This is a genomic window from Roseovarius sp. (assembly GCF_048262375.1).
Classification (GTDB): domain Bacteria; phylum Pseudomonadota; class Alphaproteobacteria; order Rhodobacterales; family Rhodobacteraceae; genus Roseovarius.
In genome coordinates this window covers 263,354-284,982 of record NZ_JBLXFE010000004.1, presented here as the reverse complement: position 1 = coordinate 284,982, position 21,629 = coordinate 263,354, and the positions used below count along the sequence as shown (strand labels likewise).

The window sequence follows — 21,629 nt, the reverse complement described above, 5'->3', positions numbered from 1 at the left end:
CGCGCAGGGCGCTGCGCCAGTAGCCATCTTGTGGGGCAAGCTTTGTCACAAGCCCGGTGACATCATGCATCGTCAGCACTGCCCCCGGCTTGATGCCCCCCAGATCGACCACGCCGCCGTCAGCCCCGCTCAGAGCGCTGAGCCGCAGCGCGCCTGCGCCCGTGGCCACGGTCAGCCGCCCGGCCTCGATGCTCAGGACCGTCCCCGGCGTGCCGCTGTCCGGCACCACCTCGGCCCGCCCCACGAGCAGCACCCGGTCGCCCGCGCAGATTCGCGCCATGTTGAGTGGATTGGCATAACCGCCATGGTCGAGCGCCCGCACCAGCCGCGCCAAATCCCCGGCAGGCCGCGTGAAATCCAGACACAGCCCCTCGGGCCGTTGGTCCCGTGCGAAATAGCTGCGCGCGTCCAGATCCTGCGCCCGCGCCTCGACCGCGCCCCGCTCCAGCGCGGCGATCACATCGGGAAAACTCTCGAGCGCCGCGGCGTAGCATTTGGCGTTGAGGGTGAATGCGGTCTCATCCCCGGCGATCTCGATCCTGCGCTGTGCAACGATGCGCCCTTTGTCCACGCCGCCTTCAATCAGGTGCCAGGTGATGCCATGCTGCGCCTCGCCGTTCAGAATGGCCCAGACGGGCGCATTCAAACCGGCATAGCGCGGCAAGGGGCCATCGTGGAAATTGACCGCGCCGCGCGTGGCGCACGCCAGTACCGATTGGGGCAAAAGATCGAGATTGGCGATGGATAAGAGCCACTCGCATCTCAGATCTCCCAAGCGTTCGGCCAGCCCTGCGCCGGGGGCCACGACGCGCAGCCCCTTGGCCTGCGCCCAATGCGCCACATCGGCGTGGCGCGTGACCACCGCCTTGATCCCATGCCCCTGCGCGAGCCACGCCTCGCCACAGTGCAGCGCCAGCGATTCATTCCCGATCAATAGTGCCTGCATCATGCCTCAGCCTTTTCTTGGGTCGTGCCGCGCCATGTCGCGCGCAGATCGCCCAGCACCAGATCGCGCAAAAAATGCGGCGGGCGGCCTGCGCCCTTGCGCCGGATCACCCGCCAGATCGTGCCAAGCCCCGCCGCCAGCAGATGCGCCGACGTGACAAGGGCCAGATAGGCGGCCCCATGATTTTTTGTGAAATAATAGCGCCGTGAGGCGAACCAATAGGCGGGCACGCGGTCCCACCCCTTCATCCCGGTGCTGACCGATCCGATATGTTCGACCCGGCTATCTGCGACAAAATCCGTCCGCCACCCCGCTCTTGAGGCGCGCAGGCAGAGATCGGTTTCCTCAAAATAGAGAAAGAACCCCTCGTCAAATCCGCCGATCTCATCCAGCATGTCTTGCCGGATCATCAGGCTTGCTCCGGCCACCCAATCGACGGCGCGGGTGGTCGTGATAACCGGCATCGGTACGGCCTGATTGCGCAACAGGCGGCTGACAGGGCCGATCCGCGCCGCGCCTTCGAACTCTCCCAAGGCGGAGGGAAAGCGAAAACACGTCACATGCGCCGCGCCATCCGCCCCATGAATATAACTGCCCGCCAGCCCGGCCTTTGGCGTTGCCTCCAGATGCGCCACGAGCGCGGCAATGGCATCCGGCGCGGGAAAAGCATCGGAATTGAGGATATAGACATAATCGGGCCGTGTGCCGTCGCTGAACCCTGCGCGCATGCCCGCATTGTTGCCCGCGCCGAACCCGCCATTGCGTCCCGATTGCACAACGCGCACCCGGTCCAAATCGGCAATCCCGGCCTGCATCGCCTCGAACGAGCCATCGCCGGACGCGTTGTCCACCAGCACGATCTCGCCCGCGATTCCCTCCATCGCGCGCCGTGCGGCATGGGCCGCCTTGAGGCTCATTTCGGGGGTGCGCCAGTTCAGCACAATGGTCAGAACGCGCGGGCCGCTCATTCTGCCGCCGCTCGCCGTTCTTGTCGCGCGGGTCTGGCTTCGGCTGTCTCGATCGCGCGCCGCATCCGGGCCGCGAGAACCCGCACGTTCGGCTCCAGCACCATGGAATCATGCGTGCCGGGCACCTCTGTCACCTGCACCCGTGGCGCATAGCCGGTCCAGTCGTTGTCATTGAGCACATAGGAGCGCTCGCTGCTGACCCACGACCCGTCGGAGACCTGCCATTTGCCAACCAGCGGCGGGCGGAAGAGATGCAGCGCCCCTGCCCATGGCCGCACCTGATACTTGGCAATCGCGCGGTAAAACGCGGCCTCGATGGCGCTGTCGTGGAATTGGTGGGTGTCGATCCTGGCGTCTGCCTCGGGTCGCCGCTTGGTCCATTCCCACGCCACCCGGCGCGCGGCCCAACGCAGCGGATAGAGCGGCCCGCCCGCCTGCATTTCCTGCCACTGGATGAGCATCCGGTCACGCCGCGAAAGCGGGCGGCGCTGTGGCAGCGGCGTATCCAGCAACACCACCAAGGCCACCTCTTCGCCCGCTGCGCTGAGCTGCTGCGCCATTTCATAGGCGGTGATTCCGCCCCCCGAGAACCCGCCCAGCAGATAGGGCCCGTGCGGCTGAACCTGCCGGAGCTCTGCGATATAGTCGCGCGCGGCCTCGACCAGATCGTCATGGGGGGCGGCCCCGCCATAGAGCCCGCGCGCCTGCAAGCCGTAGAAAGGGCGATCCTCGCCCAAGAGATGCGCCAGATGCCGCAGATTGAGAACATTGCCAAACATGCCCGCCACCAGGAAAAACGGTGTCTTTGGCCCGCCTTCGCCACGATGCATCGGCACCAGATGGGTGAAGCGGCGCGCAGGCTCTGCCGCGGGCGGGGCTGTTTGTCCCATCTCTTGCGGCCCGATCTGCGCCTCGATGAGGGCAGCACAGGCGCGGATGGTCGGTGCCTCGAACAGGATCGAAATGGGCAGATCGACACGGTACGCCTTGCGGATCATCCCAAAGAGCCGCACCGCGATCAGGGAATGGCCGCCAAGGTCAAAGAAGCTATCCTCGGCCCCGACCTGCTCCACCCCCAAGAGCTCGGACCAGAACCCTGCCAGCCGTGTCTCGATCTCGCCCTCAGGGGCGGTGAACGCACTCTCCAGATCGGGGCGCTCAAAGCGGTGACCGCTGGTCTCGACCGCCTGCGCGCCCGCCTCGGCCTGCGCCATCAGCGCGGTCAGGTCAAGCGAGGATACGAGGATCTGTGGCAGGCCCCGCGCCCGCGCGCGGTGGAATGCCTCGGCCCCGTCCTTGGGGGGGATCCCCTCGCGCAGATTGTGGCGCAGCCGTTCTTCGGCAGGGCTTGCGGGGGCGCTCTCGGCGCGGCCCTCGAACCGGATATCGCCGGCGCGGGGGGGCGCGATGGTCAAGCCGCCCGCCTGCCGCCGGATCGCGAAATCCGTGATCTCGATCAGCACCCGGCCAGTGGCATCGCAAAGCGTGATGTCGAACCGCGCCACCTCTGCCGTCGCCCGGTTGTCGGTCGCATTGCGCACCCAGCTATAGACCTCGGCGCCCAAGGGCGCGTGCACCCGCACCGATCCATAGGACATCGGCACCCAGAGGTCGGCACCGTCATATCCATCAATCAACCCCATCGCCCAGCCGGTCGCGATATCCATCAGCGCGGGATGCAAGAGATAGCCCGCCGCCAGATCGCGCCGCGCGCTTTCGGGCAGGTGCAGATGTGCCAGCCCCTCGCCCTTGCCCAGCCCCATGGCGCGCAACACCCGCCAGCGCGGGCCAAAGTCGAGATGCACCTCTTGGGGTGCGGCAAGCGCGCTCTCCCCCGCCTCTTGCCAGTTTTTCATGCGATTGCGTATGCTGGAAAGATCCAGTGCCGCAGGGGGGACCACCGGCAAGAGGCTCAGCCCTGCCTCGGCCAGCGTGACCCAGCCGTGACGCCCGGACTGCGCATGATCGCCCTCGATCCGTGCCCTATAGCCCGCATCGCTGCGTGCAAGGCTCAGCCGCATGTCGCGCGCGCCCCCCTCGGGCATGTCAAAGGCCCTCAGGAACCACAGATCGCGGATTTCAAACCCGCCTTCCTCGCCCTGCGCCCTCAGCGCCTCGGCCAGCAATTCCAGATAGCCGGTGCCGGGCAAGAGCGCCTGACCGCCCTTGGTCCGGTGCTGATCAAACACCCAGAGCGCGGCGTCATACTGTGCATGAAACACCCGGTTGCCGTCAGTATCATGGCTGGCCTCGTCAATCAGCGGTGACGCCACCGGCAGGCGGGGGGCGGCGATCAGATCGCCGCTCTGCCGCGCCACCGCCTCGGCGGCCATGCCGACCTCGGCCCAGATGCCCCAGTTGAGCGCGATGACGCGCGTTTTCCCGCCCGCCCGCGCGCAGGCGTAGGCATTGAGATATTCATTGGCCGCCACATAATCCACCTGCCCGGCGGGGGCGGTGGCGGTCGAACTGGACGAAAACAGCACCAGCCAGTCGAGCGTGCCGTCGGGAAACACCTCGTCCAGCACCTGTGTGCCATGGATTTTGGGGGTGAAGACATCCTCGATGCTGTCCGGCCCCTTGCTCAGGAGCGGCGCATCCTTGATCACGCCTGCTGCGTGGATAACGCCGTTGACGGGACCAAACCGCGTCTCGATTTCGGCGCGGGCGGTCTGCATATCCTCGATATTGCTGACATCGCCTGCCACCACCATGACCTGACCGCCCAAGCCCTCCAACCGCTCGACCGCTGCAATCCGGCGCACCAGCGGATCGCTTGCGCCACGGGTGGCGATCACGCGCGGCCAGTCGGCGCGCGGCGGCAGCGGACTGCGTGCCATCAGTGCGATCCGGGTCCCGGTCCGGGTGATCATATCCTCGGCCAGCGTCAGGCCAATGCCGCCAAAGCCGCCGGTGATCAGCACCGTTTCACCCTGTCCACGCGGGCCGTCGTCCGGCGTCAACGCTGCAGGACGCCAGCCCATTTCATAGCGCCGGTTGCCGCGCAGTGCCGCCACCTGGCTGCGCGGCGGCTGCATCAGATCCTCAAGGACCTGCGTCACCAGTGCGGCATCGGCGCTGCCACGCGCGGGCAGCATCAGATCAAGGCTTGCCGCCGTCACCCCCGGCATTTCGCGCGGGATCACCCGCAGCGGCCCCATCACGGTTGCCTTGGCCGGGTCTGTCAGCGCCTCATGTTTGACCTGCGCCGCGCCTGTCGTCACCGCCGTGATATGCAGCGCGCCAAGCAGGCCTTCATCGGCCATCGCCTGCACCAGAAACAGCAGGCTGTAGAACCCCTGTTCCTGCACCCGGTGAAAGAAGCTCGATCCCGGACGATGCCGCGCGTCGCGGGTGACCAACCAGAAATGCGCGACACGCGTCGGTGCCCGCCCCTCTGCCACCAGCGCGCGGACGAGCGTATCGTAATCCTCGCGCCCGCGTTCGGGCGAGAGCGCGTAGCGCCCCGGCGCGAGTTGGGCAAAGGCGTCCCCCGTCACAACATAGGTGACCGTATGTCCCGCGCTCTCCAACCGTTTGCCCACGTTGGCCGCGAGCCCGGTATCATCCTCAAAGATCAGCCAAGTCTCGGGTGGCATGCCCGCCAGATCGGCGTCAGAGGCGATCTCGATCTCGGCCAGATGCGGCCGCCAATGGGGCAGATACCCCCAGTCGGCCAGATCGTCGCGCCGTGTGGGCCAGTCGCTCTCGGCGGTATCCCGCACCTTGCCGGGGGCGATGAAATAGGGCCTGTGCTGAAAGGCATAGGTGGGCAGCGGCACCCGGTTGCGCCGCGCCTCGCCCCAGATCTGATCCCAGTCTATTTCGACGCCCACCGCCCACATCCGCGCCAGCATTGCCATGAAATAGGCATCATCCGCGATGCTGTCGTCGGGGTGGCGCAGGGTGCCGATGACCTGATTGGCGCTGATGGCCCCATGTGCCTGCGCGAGAGACGCCAGCGCCTTGCCCGGCCCGACCTCCAGAAACACGCGGCGCTTGCCTTCGGCCAAGCGTCCCAGCCCATCGGCGAAATGCACCGTGTTGCGCAGGTGGCCGACCCAATAGGCGGGGTCTGTGGCCTCGGCTGCGGTAAGGTAATCGCCGGTGCGGTTCGACAGGATGGGGATTTGCGGCGCATGAAGCGAAATGGCCCGCAAGTAATCGCCGAAACGTGTCAGGATCGGCTCCAGCATGCGGGAATGCGCGGCGATGTCGATGGGGATGCGCTGTGCCTCGAGGCCCGCGTCGGCCAGCCTTGCGGCCAGATCGTCGAGCGCGGCCTGTGGACCAGAGGCCACGCTCAGCCCCGGCGCATTGACCGCCGCGATATCCAGCGTGTCGCCCAGATAGTGCCGCAACTCTGGTTCGGACAGCGGCACGCTCAGCATGCCGCCCTTGTCGATGCTGTCAAACAACTGCCCGCGCAGATGCACCAACCCGATGCAATCCTCAAAGCTCATGACCCCCGCAAGACAGGCAGCGGTATTCTCGCCCATGGAATGCCCGATAAGGGCGGCGGGGGTGACCCCCCAACTCTGCCAGAGCTGCGCCAGCGCATATTCCGTGATCATGATCAGCGGCAATTGCACCGACGGCTGTTTCAGACGTTCCGCCGCCGCCGCCATATCACCGGGTTCCGGCAGCCAGAGCGCACGAATGTCGTAATCGAGTTTGGGTGCCAGAACCGCCAGCCCGCGGTCCATCCATTCGGCAAACACCGGCTCGGTCTCGTAAAGGTCGCGCGCCATGCCCGCATATTGCGCTCCGCCGCCGGGGAACATAAAGACCACGTCCGGGGTATCAAGCGCCTCATGGGTGAAAACGCGGCGCGGATCGCCCTTTTCCAACAGCGTTGCCGCCTCGTCATGGCTGGCCGCCACAACCACCCGACGCCGTTCAAAGGCGCGGCGGCCTTGCTTGAGGGTCCAGGCAATATCGGCCAGCGGTTGTTCGGGATGGCTGCGCAGATGCGCCGCCAACCGTGCGCTGCTGTCCTCCAACGCCCCCTTGGAGCGGGCCGAGATCACCAGCGGCTGAAACGGCCAATCGCTGGCCTCGGGGGCGGCGCGCGCGGGCGGTTCTTCGAGAACCACATGCGCATTGGTCCCGCCCACCCCCAGCGAATTCACCCCCGCCCGGCGCGGATGGTCGCGGTGCGGCCAGTCGCTCAGCCGGTCATTGACCGCAAACGGACTGCCCTCGAACCCGATGGCCGGGTTTGGGGCCTCGTAGCCCAAGGAGGGCGGCATTTGCCCATGATAGACCGCCAGCGTCGCCTTGATCAGGCTGGCCACACCTGCCGCCGTGTCGAGATGGCCGATGTTGGTCTTGACGCTGCCGATGCGGCAGAAATCGACCGCTTGGGTGGTTTTGCGAAACGCCTGAGTGAGGGCCGCCACCTCAATCGGATCGCCAAGGTATGTGCCGGTGCCGTGGCATTCGACGTAATCGACAGTGTCGGCGGGAATGCCCGCCACCGCCTGCGCCTCGGCCACCGCAGCTGCCTGACCATCCACTGACGGCGCGAGATACCCCGCCTTGGCCGCGCCATCGTTATTGACGGCAGAGCCCTTGATCACGCCCCAGATGTGATCGCCATCGGCCAGAGCGTCCGAAAGGCGCCGCAGCACCACGACCCCTGCGCCAGAGCCAAAGACCGTGCCTTGGGCGCGGTGATCGAAGGCATGGCATTCGCCATCGGGCGAGAGAATTTCGCCCTCTTTGTAGAGATAACCGCGCCCCTGCGGCAGCTCAATCGTGACCCCCCCCGCCAGCGCCATGTCGCATTCGCCATTGAGCAGCGATTGCGCCGCCAGATGCACCGCGACCAGCGAGGTGGAACAGGCGGTTTGCACGCCCAGGGATGGTCCCTTGAGATCAAGGATATGGCTCAGCCGTGTGGTCAGAAAATCCTTGTCATTGCCGGTGTGACGCAACAGGAACAGGCCGACATCCTCGACCAGATCGCGATTGGAACAGAGGTTGAAATAGAAATAGCTGCCCATGCCGCAGCCCGCAAAGACGCCGATGGGGCCGTCAAACCGCTCGGGCGGATGGCCTGCATCCTCCAGCGCTTCCCATGCCACCTCCAGAAACCGGCGGTGCTGTGGATCGAGAATCGCTGCTTCCTTGGGCCCAAAGCCAAAAAACTCGGCATCGAACATCTCAAATCCGTCGAGAGGGGCGGCATAGGGCACATAATCGGGGCGACGGACCCTTTGCGCGCTCTCGCCTGCCGCCAGCAACTCAGCCTGGCTCATCCGCCGAATGGCGCGCTGCCCTGCGCAGAGGTTCTGCCAATACTCGGCCACGCTCCGCGCGCCCGGCAGATGCGCCGCCATGCCAACAATTGCGATGTCTGCGCCGTCGGGCGACGGTTGTGTCATATCATCCGCCATCAATTCCACGGCTCACATTATACTTGCCAGAACGTCGCCCGACAATGCGACTGTTTTGCGGCAGGCCCTTGGCGATAATAGTGTTTTTATCGCTCACCATCCCGAGAAACGCGCAAGATCCGCCAGCGCCTCGCCATTGAGCCAGACCGCCAGCGCCATCAGCGCCAGCCCCAGACCGGCCATTAGCGCATCGTGCAGCGGATCCCACGCCCGCATGTGCCGTGCCAGCCAGATCACCACCGGATAGGCCAGCAGCATCGCCGCGCCATACCCCAAGAGCGCCCCCATCAGCCCGCCCCATTCCAGCCCGGCCAAGAGGGCGGCAATCATCGCCACCGCCTTGGTCAATGTCAGAGTGAAAAACCGCCGCGAATCCCCCGCAGCCAGCGACGCCTGATCATAGGTCATCACGATAATCTGCGGGATCTGCATGCACGCCACCAGCACCACCACGGCCCCCGCCATCGTATACCGCTCATCATACATGATCCCGATCAGCCAGACGCCCAGAACCGCAAACCCGGCAGTGAGCGCCATCAACGCGCCCGTCACCACAAACCGCATACGCCGGAGCTTGGCAAAGTTGGCCGCGCTCTCATGGGGCGGCAGTTCCCGGTAGATCGGGATCAGCAAACGCCACGTCAGCATCGTCCCCAGAAGCATCGGAAAAGACGCGAGGAAAAACCCGATGTTATAGACGCCAAAGACCTCAATACTCAGGTATTTTCCCAAGATTAACTTGTCCGCCTGATTGAACAGGAACCCGCAGATTGTGCTGAGAAATATCCATTTCCCAAAGTTTATCAGCTCTTTGGCTGCGGACCTGTCCCACCGCATCCGGTTGTCTGCCCCCGGTAAAAACATCCGAAACAGCGCCAGCGCCACAACCGCGCTCAGCACACCCGACACCACCAGCGCCCAGACCGATTGCCACCACCACGCCAGCGCCACGGCCGCCACGATGCCGGTGATCTGCACGGCGAATTCGATCCCCGTCACCCGGCCCCAGCGCAGATGCCTTTTGGCGCTATCAAGGGCGGTGGGATTGAACCCGGTGATCAAGAGCGACAGCCCCGCCACCGGCAAAAGCTGCATCAGGAGCGGGTCGTCATAGATCACCGACACCGGCCAAGCCAGCGCGCAGGCCACCAGCCAGAGACCCGCGCCGCGCAGTGCCTGAATGGTCCAGGCGGTGTTCAGAAACGCCGGATCATCGCCGCGCTTGCTCTGCATGATCGCGGGGCTGACCCCGACGTCGGAAAACTGCATGAGGCCCTGAATAATGACCGAGACAATCGCCATAAGGCCGAAGGCCTCGGGAAAGAGCAGCCGCGCAAGGATCAGGTTCGACGCCAGCCGCAGCACCTGCGAACCGCCGAAACCGGCCACCGTCAGCGCCGAGGATCGCAGCGCCCGCGCCAAGAGACCCTCACCCGAGAATATTGCCGTCACCCGCTGCATGCGTCGCTTGCCCCGTTGTGTTCTTTGGCCGTTGTTTGCGTCAATTTCGCGCGTCTCCGTTTAGATACTGAGGCTTATCGGCCGCGTGCCCAGCCGGTCCCGCCCGGTCGTAACCGCACCGCGCTTGCCACCGTGACATAGGCCAAAAACCCCAATGGTGCGCGGGTCGCTGCGCGCAACACCCAATCCGGCCCCCTTGGCCGCGCATCGTCATGGGCCAATAATGCAGGGTAGCGTTGTGCAATCTCGGCCACGCCTGCATCCTGACGCCTGCGCACCCGCACCAGTGCCCCAAACCCCTCGACGATGGGCCATAGATAGGTCGCGGGCACCACATGCCGCTCTTCGGGCGTGAAATTCAACCGCGCAAAGGTGTCATCCGATATGATCTCGGGCCAAGCGCCCCAGCGTACACGCCCCGCCCGGTTCATGGCGAATACCCCACAACCCGGCACGCCATGATGAAAAAAGGGCACCTGCCGGTAGAACCCCGCATAGACCCGGCTAAAGCGGTTGGCAGGCGCAGGGATCACCACCTGACCGCTGGCATAGCCCGGCTCTGGACCTTCGAGCGCCTTGGCGATGCGTCGGGCCAGCGCGGGCGAAACCACAACATCGGCATCCAGATAGGCCAGCACCGCGCCCCGCGCCACTGCCTCGCCCGCGTTGAGCGCGCCGGGCTTGCCCCCCTGCGGCAGATCAAGCACGGTGAGCGCCCAATCGCGCGCCTGCTCCTGACAGGCCTTGGCCTCTTGCACGGTTGCATCCCGGCACCCGTTGGCCACAACGATCACCTCCGCGCCGCCCGGCACCGGGTCCGAGGCAAAGAGCGCCCGCAGGCAATCCCCGATCATCCCTGCCTCATTATGGGCAGGAATGATGACACTCAGCCGCGGCGCGTGGTCTTCTGTCAACACATGGTTTCCATTTCATTCAGCCGTCTGCCTGTCCTGCGCTTGCGCGGCGTGCTACACCTTATCCGACAAACTGGCGACTAGCGGAACTGAAAATGCCCGATCCCCTGAACCTCGGCTATCTCGTCCCTCAGTTTCCCGGTCAAACGCATATTTTCTTCTGGCGCGAGATTGCGGATCTGGAACGGTTGGGGGTGGTTCCGCATCTTCTGAGTACGCGCCCCCCGCCCCCCGGCCTGATTTCGCATGACTGGTCCGAGGCGGCTATTGCCCGCACCACCTATCTTGGGCGTCCAACGCCGGGTCACCTGCTTTCGGGGCTGGCTCTGGCCCCGTGGCGCGCCATCTTGCGCGAAGCGCAGGGGGGCACGTTTCTCAAGGATGTGGCGATCTGCCTGCCCGCCGCGCGCGCCCTTGTCCAAGAATGCCGCGCGCGCGCGATTGCTCATATGCACGCCCATTCCTGTGGTCGCGCCGCCCTCATCTGCGCGCTTGCCCGGCTCATGGGCGGGCCAAGCTATAGCCTCACGCTGCATGGCGCGCTGTCGGATTATGGCCCCGGTCAGGGCTTTAAATGGCGGCACGCCAGCTTTGCCACGATCATCACCCATAAACTCATGGCCGAAATGCGTGACGTTCTCGGCCCGGATCTGCCCGCCGATGTCATGGTACAGCCGATGGGCGTGGATACCGAGGATTTCAAGCGCGATACGCCCTATCTGCCACCTGCACCCGGTGCGCCGCTGCGCCTTTTCACCTGCGGGCGGTTGCACCGGGTCAAAGGTCATCAGGATCTGCTCTCGGCGCTGCGTCTGCTCTTGGATCGCGGGATCGACGTGCAGCTTGATATCGCGGGCGAGGATGACGCGGGCGGCACTGGCTACCGTCGCGAATTGCAGGCCCATCTTGAGGCGCTCAACCTTGGGTCACATGCCCGCCTGCTTGGGGCCATCAGTGGGGCCGAAGTGCGCCGCCACCTGCTGGACGCGGATGTGTTCGTGCTGGCCAGTTGGCACGAACCCCTTGGCGTTGCCTATATGGAGGCGATGGCCTGTGGCGTGCCCACCATCGGCACCGATGCCGGCGGTGTGCACGAATTGATTGATCACGGTGAAAACGGACTTCTGGTGCCGCCCAAGTCTCCGCAAGTGCTGGCTGAGACGATTGCCACGCTTGCCGCCGATTCCAGCCTCTGCGCGCGCATGTCCAAGGCCGGGCGCGCCCGTGTTGTGCAGAGCTTTAGGTCGTCCCAAGGGGCTGAAACGCTCGTCGCGGGCGCGCGCCGGGCGATGGCCGGGGGCGGGGCGGCATAGGGGAATATGGCCCCGAGCGGACCTTGCCCCCAAGCGCCCAGGCGCGCAAATCACCCCCGCGCGATTTCCAGAAACTGCGCGATCTGTGCCTCGCTCACGGACCAGTCACAGACAAACCGCGCCATCAGCGGCTCATCCTTGGGGCCATTTTCCAACGGCCCCTCATAGAGCGCATAGACTGCGCCCGCCGCCTTGAGGCGCTGATGGGTGGCGCGGGGCAGGCGGGCAAAGATCATGTTGACCGCGCGTTCAAACACCATCTCAACCTGTGGAATATCGCGCAACCCGGCCTCCAGTATCGCGGCGCGGGCATTGGCCTGCTGCGCGGTCTTCAGCCACAGGTCATCGTGCAGATAGCCCAGCATCTGCGCCGAGAGATAGCGATGTTTCGACACCAGATGCGCCGCGCGTTTGCGGCGCAACTCAAATTCCCATGCGTTTTCGGGGTTGAAGAAAATCACCGCCTCGACCCCAAGACAGCCATTCTTGGTGCCGCCCATGGAAACCGCGTTAATGCCCGCCCGCCATGTCATTTCGGCGGGCGTGCAGCCAAGGGCTGCCACCGCATTGGCAAACCGCGCCCCGTCCATATAGCAGGGCAGACCATGATCGCGCGCCACTTGGGTCAGCGCGGAAATCTCGGCGCAGGTATAAATCCGCCCGCGTTCCGTCGCTTGGGTCAAGGCCAGCGGCCCATGCTGCGGATTATGCACATCGCCCGCAGGCCATGCGGCGATGGCACGGCTGAGATCCTCAGGCGTCATCATATCCGCCTCACCCACAAGGCTGAGTTTCGCGCCGCCCGTAAAGAACTCGGGCGCGTTGCATTCATCGGTGTGGATATGCGCCAGCGGCGTGCAAAACACCGTCTGCCACGGCTCTGAGAGCGTCGCCAGCGCCAGCGCATTGGCGGCCGTGCCGGTCGCCACCAGATAGACACTGGCCTGCGGAGCCTCAAACAGCGCGCGCAGCCGGTCGCGGACCTCCTCCATCGGGGCCTCACCGCCATAGGATGGCATATGGCCGATATTGACGTCGGCCATCGCCTGCATCACGGCAGGCAGGGCCGGGCCGGAATTGTCAGAGGCGAATTGCATCAGAGCGGCTCCTCGATGATGTGATCTTCCCAATCGTCCTCGGGGACTTCGAATTCCGGCACCGTGCGGTGCCGCATCGACACGCCGGCGTCATGCACGCTGGCCGGGTCGCCGGAAATCAGCGGGTGCCAGTCAAACAGCGGCTTGCCCTCGTAGAGCAGTTTGTAGGCGCAGGTTTCCGGCAGCCAATAGGCATGGCTCTCGATCGTATGGGGTTTGAGCGTGATACACTCGGGCACGAACTGATGCCGGATCGGGTATTGCGCGCACAGGCAACTGGTATCGTCAAACAGGCGACAGGCCACGCGGGTAAAGGCCACCTCGCCGCTCTCCTCATCCTCCAGCTTGTTCATGCAGCATTTGCCGCAGCCATCGCAGAGTGCCTCCCATTCGGCGCGGGTCATCCGGTCGAGGCGCGTGGTCTCCCAATAGCGCGGGCGCAATCCGCTGCGGTCGATGGCATCGCTCATAATGCGGCCAGAATGGTGCGGGCGCTGAGGCAATCGGCATCCATCTGCGCGATAAACGCCTCAAGGCTGTCAAATGTTGCCTCGGGGCGCAGATACTCGATCAGCCCGACCGACAGGTTGGCCCCGTAGAGGTCGCCGGTGAAATCAAAGATGAAGGTTTCGATATTGGCTTCCTCGCCCTGAAACATCGGCCGCACCCCGAGCGAGGCCGCGCCGTGATATTGTCCCTTGTGTGGCCCATCCAGCACATCCACGAGCACCGCGTAAATGCCGAATTTGGGCGGGTGTAACCCCTTGATCGACATATTGGCGGTGGGATAGCCCAGCGTGCGGCCGCGCTGTTCGCCGCCAATCACCGGCCCGTCGATCCGGTGCCAATGGCCCAGCATGGCGGCGGCGGCGCGCGGGTCGCCCGCGCTCAGCGCCGCGCGGATCGCGGTCGAGGAAACCTGACCGCTCTCGCCCTCCAGCAATGTGGCGATGGTCACACCAAAGCCCATCTCGTCACCAAACTCTTGCAGCATTGTGGCATGGCCTGCCCGTCCCTTGCCAAAGCAGAAATCAGCGCCCACCACCACATGCCGCAGGCCCAGCCCATCGCGGATCACGTTTTCCGCAAAGGCACGGGGGGTCAGCGCAGCCAGCCCTGCGTTGAAATTGATCTCATAGAGCCGCTCGACCCCCAGTTTTTCCAGCCGATGCGCCCGCGCTTCGCGGCCCATCAGGCGAAAGGGCGGGGCGTTGGGTGCGAAATATTCACGCGGATGCGGCTCAAAGGTCAGAATACCCAAGGGCGCGCCGATCCGCGCGCCCGCTGTGCGTGCCAGTTCGATCACCGAACGGTGGCCAATATGCACGCCATCGAAATTGCCGATGGCGGCGCTCGCGCCCCGGTCGGCGTCGGTGACATAGGTGTAATCACGGATGATATGCATGGCCAGAGGGGTAGCGCCGCAACGCCGCCTGTGCAAGAGCGTTCAGGCGCGGCGCGGGCGGCGCAATGCAGCGCCTAGATAGATCAGGATGAGGCCAAGACCGTTGCCCAGCACGAACAGAGCCAACGCCGCCCCCATGGGCGGCAGCGGCAACACCCCCGCCAATCTCTCCGGCAGCGCGCCGGTTGCCAGCACCCAACCCATCGTCGCCGCGAACCACCCCAGCAGCATCGCCAGCCCTACGCCCAAAACCGGCCGCAGCCCCGCGCGCCGCCCGCGCAATCCGCGCCGCAGCGCGGTCAAAGGCCGCGTAAGGTCACGCCCGATCGCCAGAAGGGCGGGCACCAGCATCAGCACCAGCAGCATGCCAAACCCCAGACCATAGACCAGCGTGATCACCGTCGGCTTGAGGAATTGCGCCTGTGTCGAACGCTCAAACAGCAGCGGCGCAAGGCCCAGAACGGTTGTCAGCGTGGTCAGCAGAACGGCGCGCAGCCGGTCGGCGGTGCCCTCGATGATGGCCGGGATCAACCCGCGCGCCCGAGCATGTTCGTCGATGGATGTAACCAGAACGATGGAATCGTTGATGATGATCCCGGTCATCCCCAAGAGACCGACCACCGTGAACATCGACAGCGGCACATCCCAATGCGCATGCCCCCAGATCGTGCCAATCAGGCCAAAGGGGATGATCGCCATCACCACGATTGGCCGGGTCCAACTGGCAAAGACCAGCGACAGCACCAGATAAATTCCCAAAAGCGTGCTCATCAGGCCCAGCCGCGCATCGGACATGAACGCGTCTTCTTGCTCTGACAGGCCCGCAAGCAGGTATTCGACCTGATGGGTGGCGGCGACATCTGGCAGAATCTCGGTCTCCAGTGTCCGCATGATCTCGGCGGCGCGGGTCGGGTCATCCTCGGAAATATCGCCCGTCACCGTCACCAGCCGCAGGCCGTTTTCCCGCCGGACCGTGGCAAATCCGGTGCGCGTCTCGACGCTGACCACATCGGCGAGCGGCACATACTGGCCCGTCGGCGTGCGCAACTGCATGCGTTCCAGAAAATCTGCGGCCAGTTCATCCTCGGGCAGTTCCACCCGCACCTTGGCAGAGCGCGGCCCGTCGGGATAGGTCGCCGCCTCGATACCGTTCACGCGGTTGCGCAGCGTGCGGCCCAGATCCTCGATGGTGAAACCAAGCGCGGAGCCTTGCGCTGTCAGATCAAGGATCAATTCGACCTTGTCATAGGCAAGACTGTCCTCCAGCCCTGACACCTCGGGATAGCGCCCGAGCGCGGTTTTCAGCGCCTCGGCAGCCGCCTTGAGCCGATCCGCCTCAGCGCCATAGAGCTGAATGTCGAGCGTATCGCCACCGGGACCAGAGCGCCCACCCCGAAAACTGAGGGTCTCGGTCAGAGGGAGTTGCGTGACCCGCTCTTGCAGATCGGCGACAAAGGCGAAACTGGAATAGGGACGCAAATCCGCGTCAATAAGCTCGATGGAAATCCCGCCCAAAAGATCGGCGTCGCGGGTCTCTGACCCCGATAGCCCGCGCCCGGCTGCCCCGCCCAATTGCGCCACCACATAGCTCAGCGGGTTGGTGCCATACTCGGCCTCATAATCCGCGCCAAGCTCTTCGGTTGCGCGTTGCAGCTCTTGCATCTGCGCCAGAGTGTCGGTGCGCGTGGCCCCCGGCAGCATGGCAAAATTACCGGTGACGCTGCCCTGTTCGGGCGCGTTGAAAAACCGCCATGTCACATCACCGCGCACAAAGCTTGCGACTTGCGTGGCCAACAGCAGTACCGCCCCCGCCAGAACCACATAACGCGCCCGGATCACCAGCGCGATGAGCGGGCGAAAGGCGCGGTCGCGGAACAGGCCAAAGCCCCGGTTTACCGCCCGGCTTGGGATGTCATACCAGTGATCCCTGACCGAATGGGTCAGGGCATGGGCCATATGGTTGGGCAGGATCAGGAAACACTCAATCAGGCTCGCAACCAGCACGGCGATCACCGTAAAGGGGATGTCATAGATCAGATCCCCGAACCGCCCGCCGATCACGGCCAGTCCGAAAAACGCGATCAGCGTGGTCAGTGTCGCGGCGAAAACCGGCAAGGCCATGCGCCCGGCGGCCCGCTCTGCCGCGACCATCGGTGGCTCGCGCAGCCTGTGGTGCCGCGCGTCGGCATGTTCGCCCACCACGATGGCATCATCCACCACGATCCCCAAGGTGATGATCAGCGCAAAGAGTGAAATCATGTTGAGCGTGAGACCGGCGGCATACATCAGCGCCAGCGCCGCCAGCATCGCCACCGGAATCCCCGCCGCCACCCAGAATGCCGTGCGTGCGTTGAGAAACAAAAACAGCAGCCCCACCACCAGCGCCAGACCCGTCAGCGCATTGTCGAGCAGCATCTCGATCCGGCCAGAGATCGCCTCGGCCCGCGTGCGGATCAGGTCGATGCTGACACCTTCGGGCAGGGTTTCAGCCATGCGGTCGGCCACGCCCTGCACCTTTGCTTGGATCTCGAGCGCATCGCCCCGTGCCGAGCGGTCCACCCGCACTTTCATGGCCGGGGCCTCGCCCACATAATAGGCCAGCGATCGCGTCGCACCCTCGACCCGCACCCGTGCCACATCACCGACCCGCAGCGCGCTGCCATCGGGGGCGATCCGCAGGGTGACGCCTGCAATATCGCGCGCGCTGCGTTTGTCCGAGCCGGTGCGCAACCGGGCATTGGCCCCGGTCATATCCCCTGCCGGGTCGGCTGTAATCTCGGCGGCAATGGCGGCGGCGATTTCGGCCATGGTGATATCATTGGCAATCAGCGCCTGTCCCGGCACTTCGACCACGGTTTTGGGGGCGGCCACGCCTTGGATCGTGGTGCGCGTGACACCCGCATCAAAGAGCCGCGTGACCAGCTCATCCGCCAGCCGCGCCAATTGCTCGGTGCCGATCGGGCCGGTGATCACCACATCCGTCACCTGATCGCGCCACGCGCCGCGCCGCACCACCGGCTCATCGGCCTCATCGGGCAGGGTGGTGATGATATCAAGCGCCGCCTGCACCTCGTCCGCCGCGCGGCCCATGTCCCAGCCCGGTTCGAATTCCAGCGTGATCAGCGCATTCCGCTCGCGGCTGAGCGAGGTGGCACCTTCGACCCCCTCGACCGCCAAGAGCGCCGGTTCCAGCACCTGCACGATGGCCCCGTCCACATCCTCGGCGCTGGCCCCCTCCCAGACGACCGACACGCTCACATTGTCGATCACCACATCGGGAAAGAATTGCGCCCGCATGCGCGGCAGCGCCAAGAGGCCCAGCGCCACCATCAGCACCAACAGCAGATTGGCCGCCGTGCGATGCCGGGTGAACCATGAAATGACGCCCGCCATGGCGCTCAGCCTCCGATCCGGCGTTCCAGCCGTTCCACCGTTTGGGCGGGCACCTCGGGCTGCTCCAACTGCGCCAGCAAGCGGCGCTTGGCCTCTTCGGGCATATCCGTGCTGGCCTCCACAAAGGCCCGGAGCCGCGCACGCCGGGCGGGTGTCAGCGTCACGGTGCCTGCCTCTGGCTCTGCCTCGGCCTCTGCACCCGCCAGCCTGCGCACTTTGATGCCCGCGCCCAGAACCGGCGTGCGCTCGGCCACCACATCGCGCCCCGCCAATCCCGCGCCGCGCACCAGAATATCATTGCCCTGACGCCGCAACAGCGTGACGTCTACCGCCTCCAGCCGATCCTCGGCGCCCAGCACCAGAACCCGGCCATCGGACCCAAGCGCGGTGGCAGGCAGGCGGATGGCGGCAGCGATTGGCGGCTCCTGCACCGTGACGGTGACAAAATCGCCGGGTTTCATCGCGGCTGCACTCTCCAGCGTGGCAAAGACCAGCCGCCCGCTTTCGCCTTGGGCCAGCGCCGCGCCTTGCCGGGTGATCCGCCCGGTGGCGGTCAGATCCAGCCCGCCGGTGTCGAGCGTCACCGTGACCGGCGCATTGATCAGCGCGCCGCCCGCATCCAAAAGCTCTGCATACTGCGCGGTCGAGACACGAAACGCCACCTCCAGCGCCGTGCCATCCACCAATTGCGCCAGTTGTTCATTGGCCGCCACCAGACGCCCCGCGACCACGCTCACCTCGCTGAGCGTGCCGGTAAACCCTGCGGTGATGCGGGTCTCGGCCACACGACGCTCGGCCTCGGACAGGGCCAATTCGGCACGCGCTGTCGCAGTGGCGGCCTGATCTATGCGCGCTTCGGCCAGGGCCAGTGCCTGACGGCTGGCCAGCACCGCCTGACGGGCCTGAACCAGATTGAATTCGGCGCTTTCGACGGCGGTCAGCGTGCCCACGCCGCGCGCCTCAAGGTCGCGTTGCCGCGCCAGCGTGCGCTCCTGAATATCGGCCTGTTCACGGCGCGCCGCCAATTCGTCCCGCGCCAGTTCGACCGCGCGGGCCGCCTCGCGCGCCTCGGCGCGCGTATCCATCAGGTCGGTGCGCGCACGCTCCTGCGCGCTCTGGGCATCGGCGGGGTCGATCCGCGCCAGAAACTGCCCGGCGCGCACCACGCCGCCTTCGATAAACTCGGGCGCAAGCTCGGTGATGATTCCGGTGGCCTGCGTGCGGATTTCCAGCGTGCGGCGGCTCTCGATCTGACCATAGGCGGTGAGGGTGGGGGTGATCTCGGCCTCAATGGCTCGCACGGTGCGCACGGCAAAGGCGCGCTCTTTGCGCTCCGGCACGTGCAGCTCTCGGGCCATGCGCTCTTGCACGGCGCTGACTATGGTCTGTCCGGCATAGGCCAGCAGTCCCAAGACGAGGGAGGCCAGAAAAAGCCCGATCAGACCCTGACGCAGAAACCGCATGATGCGTAACCTCTTGAACCGGCCCGGTTGGCTGGATGTCCCGTGTAATGTAACCCCGGCCTGCAAAATGCCAAGCGCGGCACAGGGATCATACGCCGCCGCCCGTCACTTCCGGCGCTGATGCTCGTCCAGACGCGGCATGATCTCCACGAAATTGCAGGGCCGGTGGCGATAATCGAGTTGATATTTCAGGATTTCATCCCAAGCATCCTTGCAGGCCCCCGGACTGCCGGGCAGAGCAAAGAGATAAGTGCCTCCGGCCACACCGCCCGTCGCGCGGCTCTGCACCGCCGAAGTGCCGATCTTTTGCATCGAGACCATGGTAAAGACCGTGCCGAAGGCGTCGATTTCCTTCTCATAGACGTCACGATGCGCCTCGACCGTCACATCGCGCCCCGTCAGGCCGGTGCCCCCTGTCGAGATCACCACATCCACACCGGGATGGGCGATCCACTCGCGCAATTGTTCGGCCACCTGATCGCGCTCGTCGCGCACGATCATACGATCCGCAAGGATATGCCCCGCCGTCTCAATCCGTTCGACCAAGGTATCGCCGGAACGGTCGCTGGCCATGTCGCGGCTGTCTGAAACCGTCAAAACGGCGATGCGGACGGGAATGAAGTCCTTGCTCTCGTCGATACGCGACATGGATCAACTCCTTTGCATGAGCGCGAGCCGGACGGCCAGCGCGGTAAAGATCGTGGCCGAGGCGATGCCCAGCCGACGGGCAAACCGCGGCGAGGTGGCCAGCCGGCGGCCCAAGCCCCCGGCAAAGACCCCGACCGCCCCGTTGATGACAAACCCGCCCACCGCCAAAATCAGGCCAAAGATCAGAAACTGCGGCAGGATCGCGCGGGCGGGATCGACGAATTGCGGCACAAAGGCCAGCACAAAGAGAATGACCTTGGGGTTGAGCAGATTGACCAGCATCCCCTCGCGAAACGCCCGCGCCACGCTCAGAACCGGCGCATCCGGGCGCAGCGGCCCCATGCGCAGCGCCCCCCATGCCAACCACAAGAGATAGCCCACACCCAACCAGCGGATCACGTCAAGGGCCACCGGCAGCGCTGCAATCGCGGCGGCCAGCCCCAGCCCCGCCAGCGTTACATGCACCATGCCACCCGCCGAAATCCCGGCACTGGCCGCCAGCGCCGGGCGCGGCCCCGCGCGCAGGCCCAGACCGAGGCAGAACATCATATCCGCACCGGGCGTGAGGTTGAGCGCGAGGCCCGCCGGAATGAAGGCCAACAGGATCAGAGGATCGACGATCATTCGGCCCCCGTCCCCGCCCCCGCGCGCAGACGCGCCTTGAGCGCCAAAAGATCGGCCCATGCCTCGCGTTTGGCCGCAGGGTTGCGCAAGAGATAGGCGGGATGAAACATCGGCAGCGCAGGCTTGCCATAGGCCTCGGTCCAATGCCCGCGCAACCGGGTGATACCGCGCTTGCCCAGACCTGCGTCACAGCTGATATTGCCCATGAGCACGATCAGATCGGGGGCGATCAGCTCTACATGCCGCGCCACAAAGGGCCGCATCATGGCAATCTCGGCCGGCTCCGGGTCACGGTTGTGCGGTGGCCTCCACGGCAGGACATTGGTGATATAGACGGCCTCATCTGCGGTGTCCGCTCCGCGCGCAAGGCCTATCGCCTGAAACATCCGGTCGAGCATCTGCCCGGCACGCCCCACAAAAGGCAGACCCTGCTGGTCCTCATCCCGCCCCGGCGCCTCGCCGATGATCATCACCCGTGCGGCGGGATTGCCATCGCTGAACACCAGATTGCGCGCCCCGAGTCGTAACTCGCAATGCGGATAAGCGGCAAGGGCTGCGCGCAGGGCGTCGCGGTTGGCAGCCCCGGTCGCGGCGGCACGGGCGGCGGCCACCGGATCGGTCGGGACGGCGGCGACTGGCGCGGTCATCGCAGCGGGCTTTACCTGCGCCGGAGAGGCAGCGGGGGCGACGGGTTTGGTGATCTTGTCAGGCAAATCATAACGATTGACCGGCGCATCACAAATCGCCTCGGTCGCGCCAAGTTCGATCTGCCAGACAAGACTGGCCAGCGCGTCATGGGGGCTCTGCATCGATTCCATGAGCGTGACGCTACCTTGTGGCGCGGGCCTGTGAAAGAGCGATGATGGCGCATGCAGAGGTCGGCGGTGGATTTGAGTATTTGCAGAACGATGAAAGGCAGGGGGCTGCGCGCAATCCGCGCCTTGCCCTGCCGCACCCGCGGTCTTACAAAGCAGACGGAACAGGCTCGGGAGGGCG

The 21,629-nt window shown here is 65.3% G+C and carries 14 protein-coding genes; 1 reads left to right on the top strand and 13 read right to left on the bottom strand.

Going from position 1 to position 21,629, the window contains the following annotated elements; translation table 11 throughout:
* From ACN0SW_RS06985 to ACN0SW_RS06965, 5 genes are all read right to left on the bottom strand, one after another.
* Positions 1 to 949, bottom strand: a 949-nt coding sequence (locus ACN0SW_RS06985) for a formyltransferase family protein (protein WP_417727193.1), incomplete at its 3' end; no start/stop codon positions are given.
* Positions 946 to 1,914 (bottom strand): glycosyltransferase, encoded by a 969-nt coding sequence (locus tag ACN0SW_RS06980; protein WP_417727192.1) that lies wholly within the window; start codon positions 1,912 to 1,914, stop codon positions 946 to 948. The genes ACN0SW_RS06985 and ACN0SW_RS06980, both read right to left, overlap by 4 nt.
* Positions 1,911 to 8,303, bottom strand: a complete 6,393-nt coding sequence (locus ACN0SW_RS06975; protein ID WP_417727191.1) for a type I polyketide synthase — start codon at positions 8,301 to 8,303, stop codon at positions 1,911 to 1,913. The genes ACN0SW_RS06980 and ACN0SW_RS06975 overlap by 4 nt, the downstream gene beginning before the upstream one ends.
* Positions 8,304 to 8,408: 105 nt before the next feature.
* Entirely contained in the window at positions 8,409 to 9,776 is a 1,368-nt protein-coding gene (locus tag ACN0SW_RS06970; protein WP_417727190.1) for an oligosaccharide flippase family protein, read from the bottom strand.
* Positions 9,777 to 9,850: 74 nt separating this feature from the next.
* Positions 9,851 to 10,693, bottom strand: a complete 843-nt coding sequence (locus ACN0SW_RS06965) for a glycosyltransferase family 2 protein (RefSeq protein ID WP_417727189.1) — start codon at positions 10,691 to 10,693, stop codon at positions 9,851 to 9,853.
* A gap of 92 nt (positions 10,694 to 10,785) precedes the next feature.
* Between ACN0SW_RS06965 and epsE the strand changes: the two genes are divergently transcribed.
* On the top strand, positions 10,786 to 12,003 hold the full coding sequence (gene epsE / locus ACN0SW_RS06960) for an exopolysaccharide biosynthesis GT4 family glycosyltransferase EpsE (RefSeq protein ID WP_417727188.1): 1,218 nt from the start codon (positions 10,786 to 10,788) through the stop codon (positions 12,001 to 12,003).
* A gap of 50 nt (positions 12,004 to 12,053) precedes the next feature.
* On the opposite strand, the gene ACN0SW_RS06955 is transcribed toward epsE, so the two are convergent.
* The 8 genes from ACN0SW_RS06955 to ACN0SW_RS06920 all read right to left on the bottom strand — a co-directional run bounded on the left by ACN0SW_RS06955 (position 12,054) and on the right by ACN0SW_RS06920 (position 21,451).
* Positions 12,054 to 13,100, bottom strand: coding sequence for a threonine aldolase family protein (locus ACN0SW_RS06955; RefSeq protein ID WP_417727187.1), 1,047 nt, complete (start codon positions 13,098 to 13,100; stop codon positions 12,054 to 12,056).
* Positions 13,100 to 13,570 (bottom strand): YcgN family cysteine cluster protein, encoded by a 471-nt coding sequence (locus tag ACN0SW_RS06950; protein ID WP_417727186.1) that lies wholly within the window; start codon positions 13,568 to 13,570, stop codon positions 13,100 to 13,102. The genes ACN0SW_RS06955 and ACN0SW_RS06950 overlap by 1 nt, the downstream gene beginning before the upstream one ends.
* Positions 13,567 to 14,505 (bottom strand): bifunctional riboflavin kinase/FAD synthetase, encoded by a 939-nt coding sequence (locus ACN0SW_RS06945; RefSeq protein WP_417727185.1) that lies wholly within the window; start codon positions 14,503 to 14,505, stop codon positions 13,567 to 13,569. The genes ACN0SW_RS06950 and ACN0SW_RS06945 overlap by 4 nt, the downstream gene beginning before the upstream one ends.
* Positions 14,506 to 14,547: 42 nt before the next feature.
* A complete protein-coding gene (locus tag ACN0SW_RS06940; protein WP_417727184.1) occupies positions 14,548 to 17,898 on the bottom strand; it encodes an efflux RND transporter permease subunit in 3,351 nt (1,116 codons plus the stop codon).
* A 5-nt stretch (positions 17,899 to 17,903) separates the two neighbouring features.
* Positions 17,904 to 19,361, bottom strand: coding sequence for an efflux RND transporter periplasmic adaptor subunit (locus ACN0SW_RS06935; protein ID WP_417727183.1), 1,458 nt, complete (start codon positions 19,359 to 19,361; stop codon positions 17,904 to 17,906).
* Between the two features lie 105 nt (positions 19,362 to 19,466).
* A complete protein-coding gene (gene moaB, locus ACN0SW_RS06930; RefSeq protein ID WP_417727182.1) occupies positions 19,467 to 20,009 on the bottom strand; it encodes a molybdenum cofactor biosynthesis protein B in 543 nt (180 codons plus the stop codon).
* 3 nt (positions 20,010 to 20,012) lie between these two features.
* Positions 20,013 to 20,633 carry a LysE family translocator gene (locus tag ACN0SW_RS06925; RefSeq protein ID WP_417727181.1) on the bottom strand — a complete coding sequence of 207 codons (621 nt, stop codon included), beginning with the start codon at positions 20,631 to 20,633 and terminating at the stop codon, positions 20,013 to 20,015.
* Positions 20,630 to 21,451, bottom strand: coding sequence for a uracil-DNA glycosylase (locus ACN0SW_RS06920; RefSeq protein WP_417727180.1), 822 nt, complete (start codon positions 21,449 to 21,451; stop codon positions 20,630 to 20,632). Before ACN0SW_RS06920 ends, ACN0SW_RS06925 begins: the two co-directional genes overlap by 4 nt.
* Positions 21,452 to 21,629 lie beyond the last annotated feature (178 nt).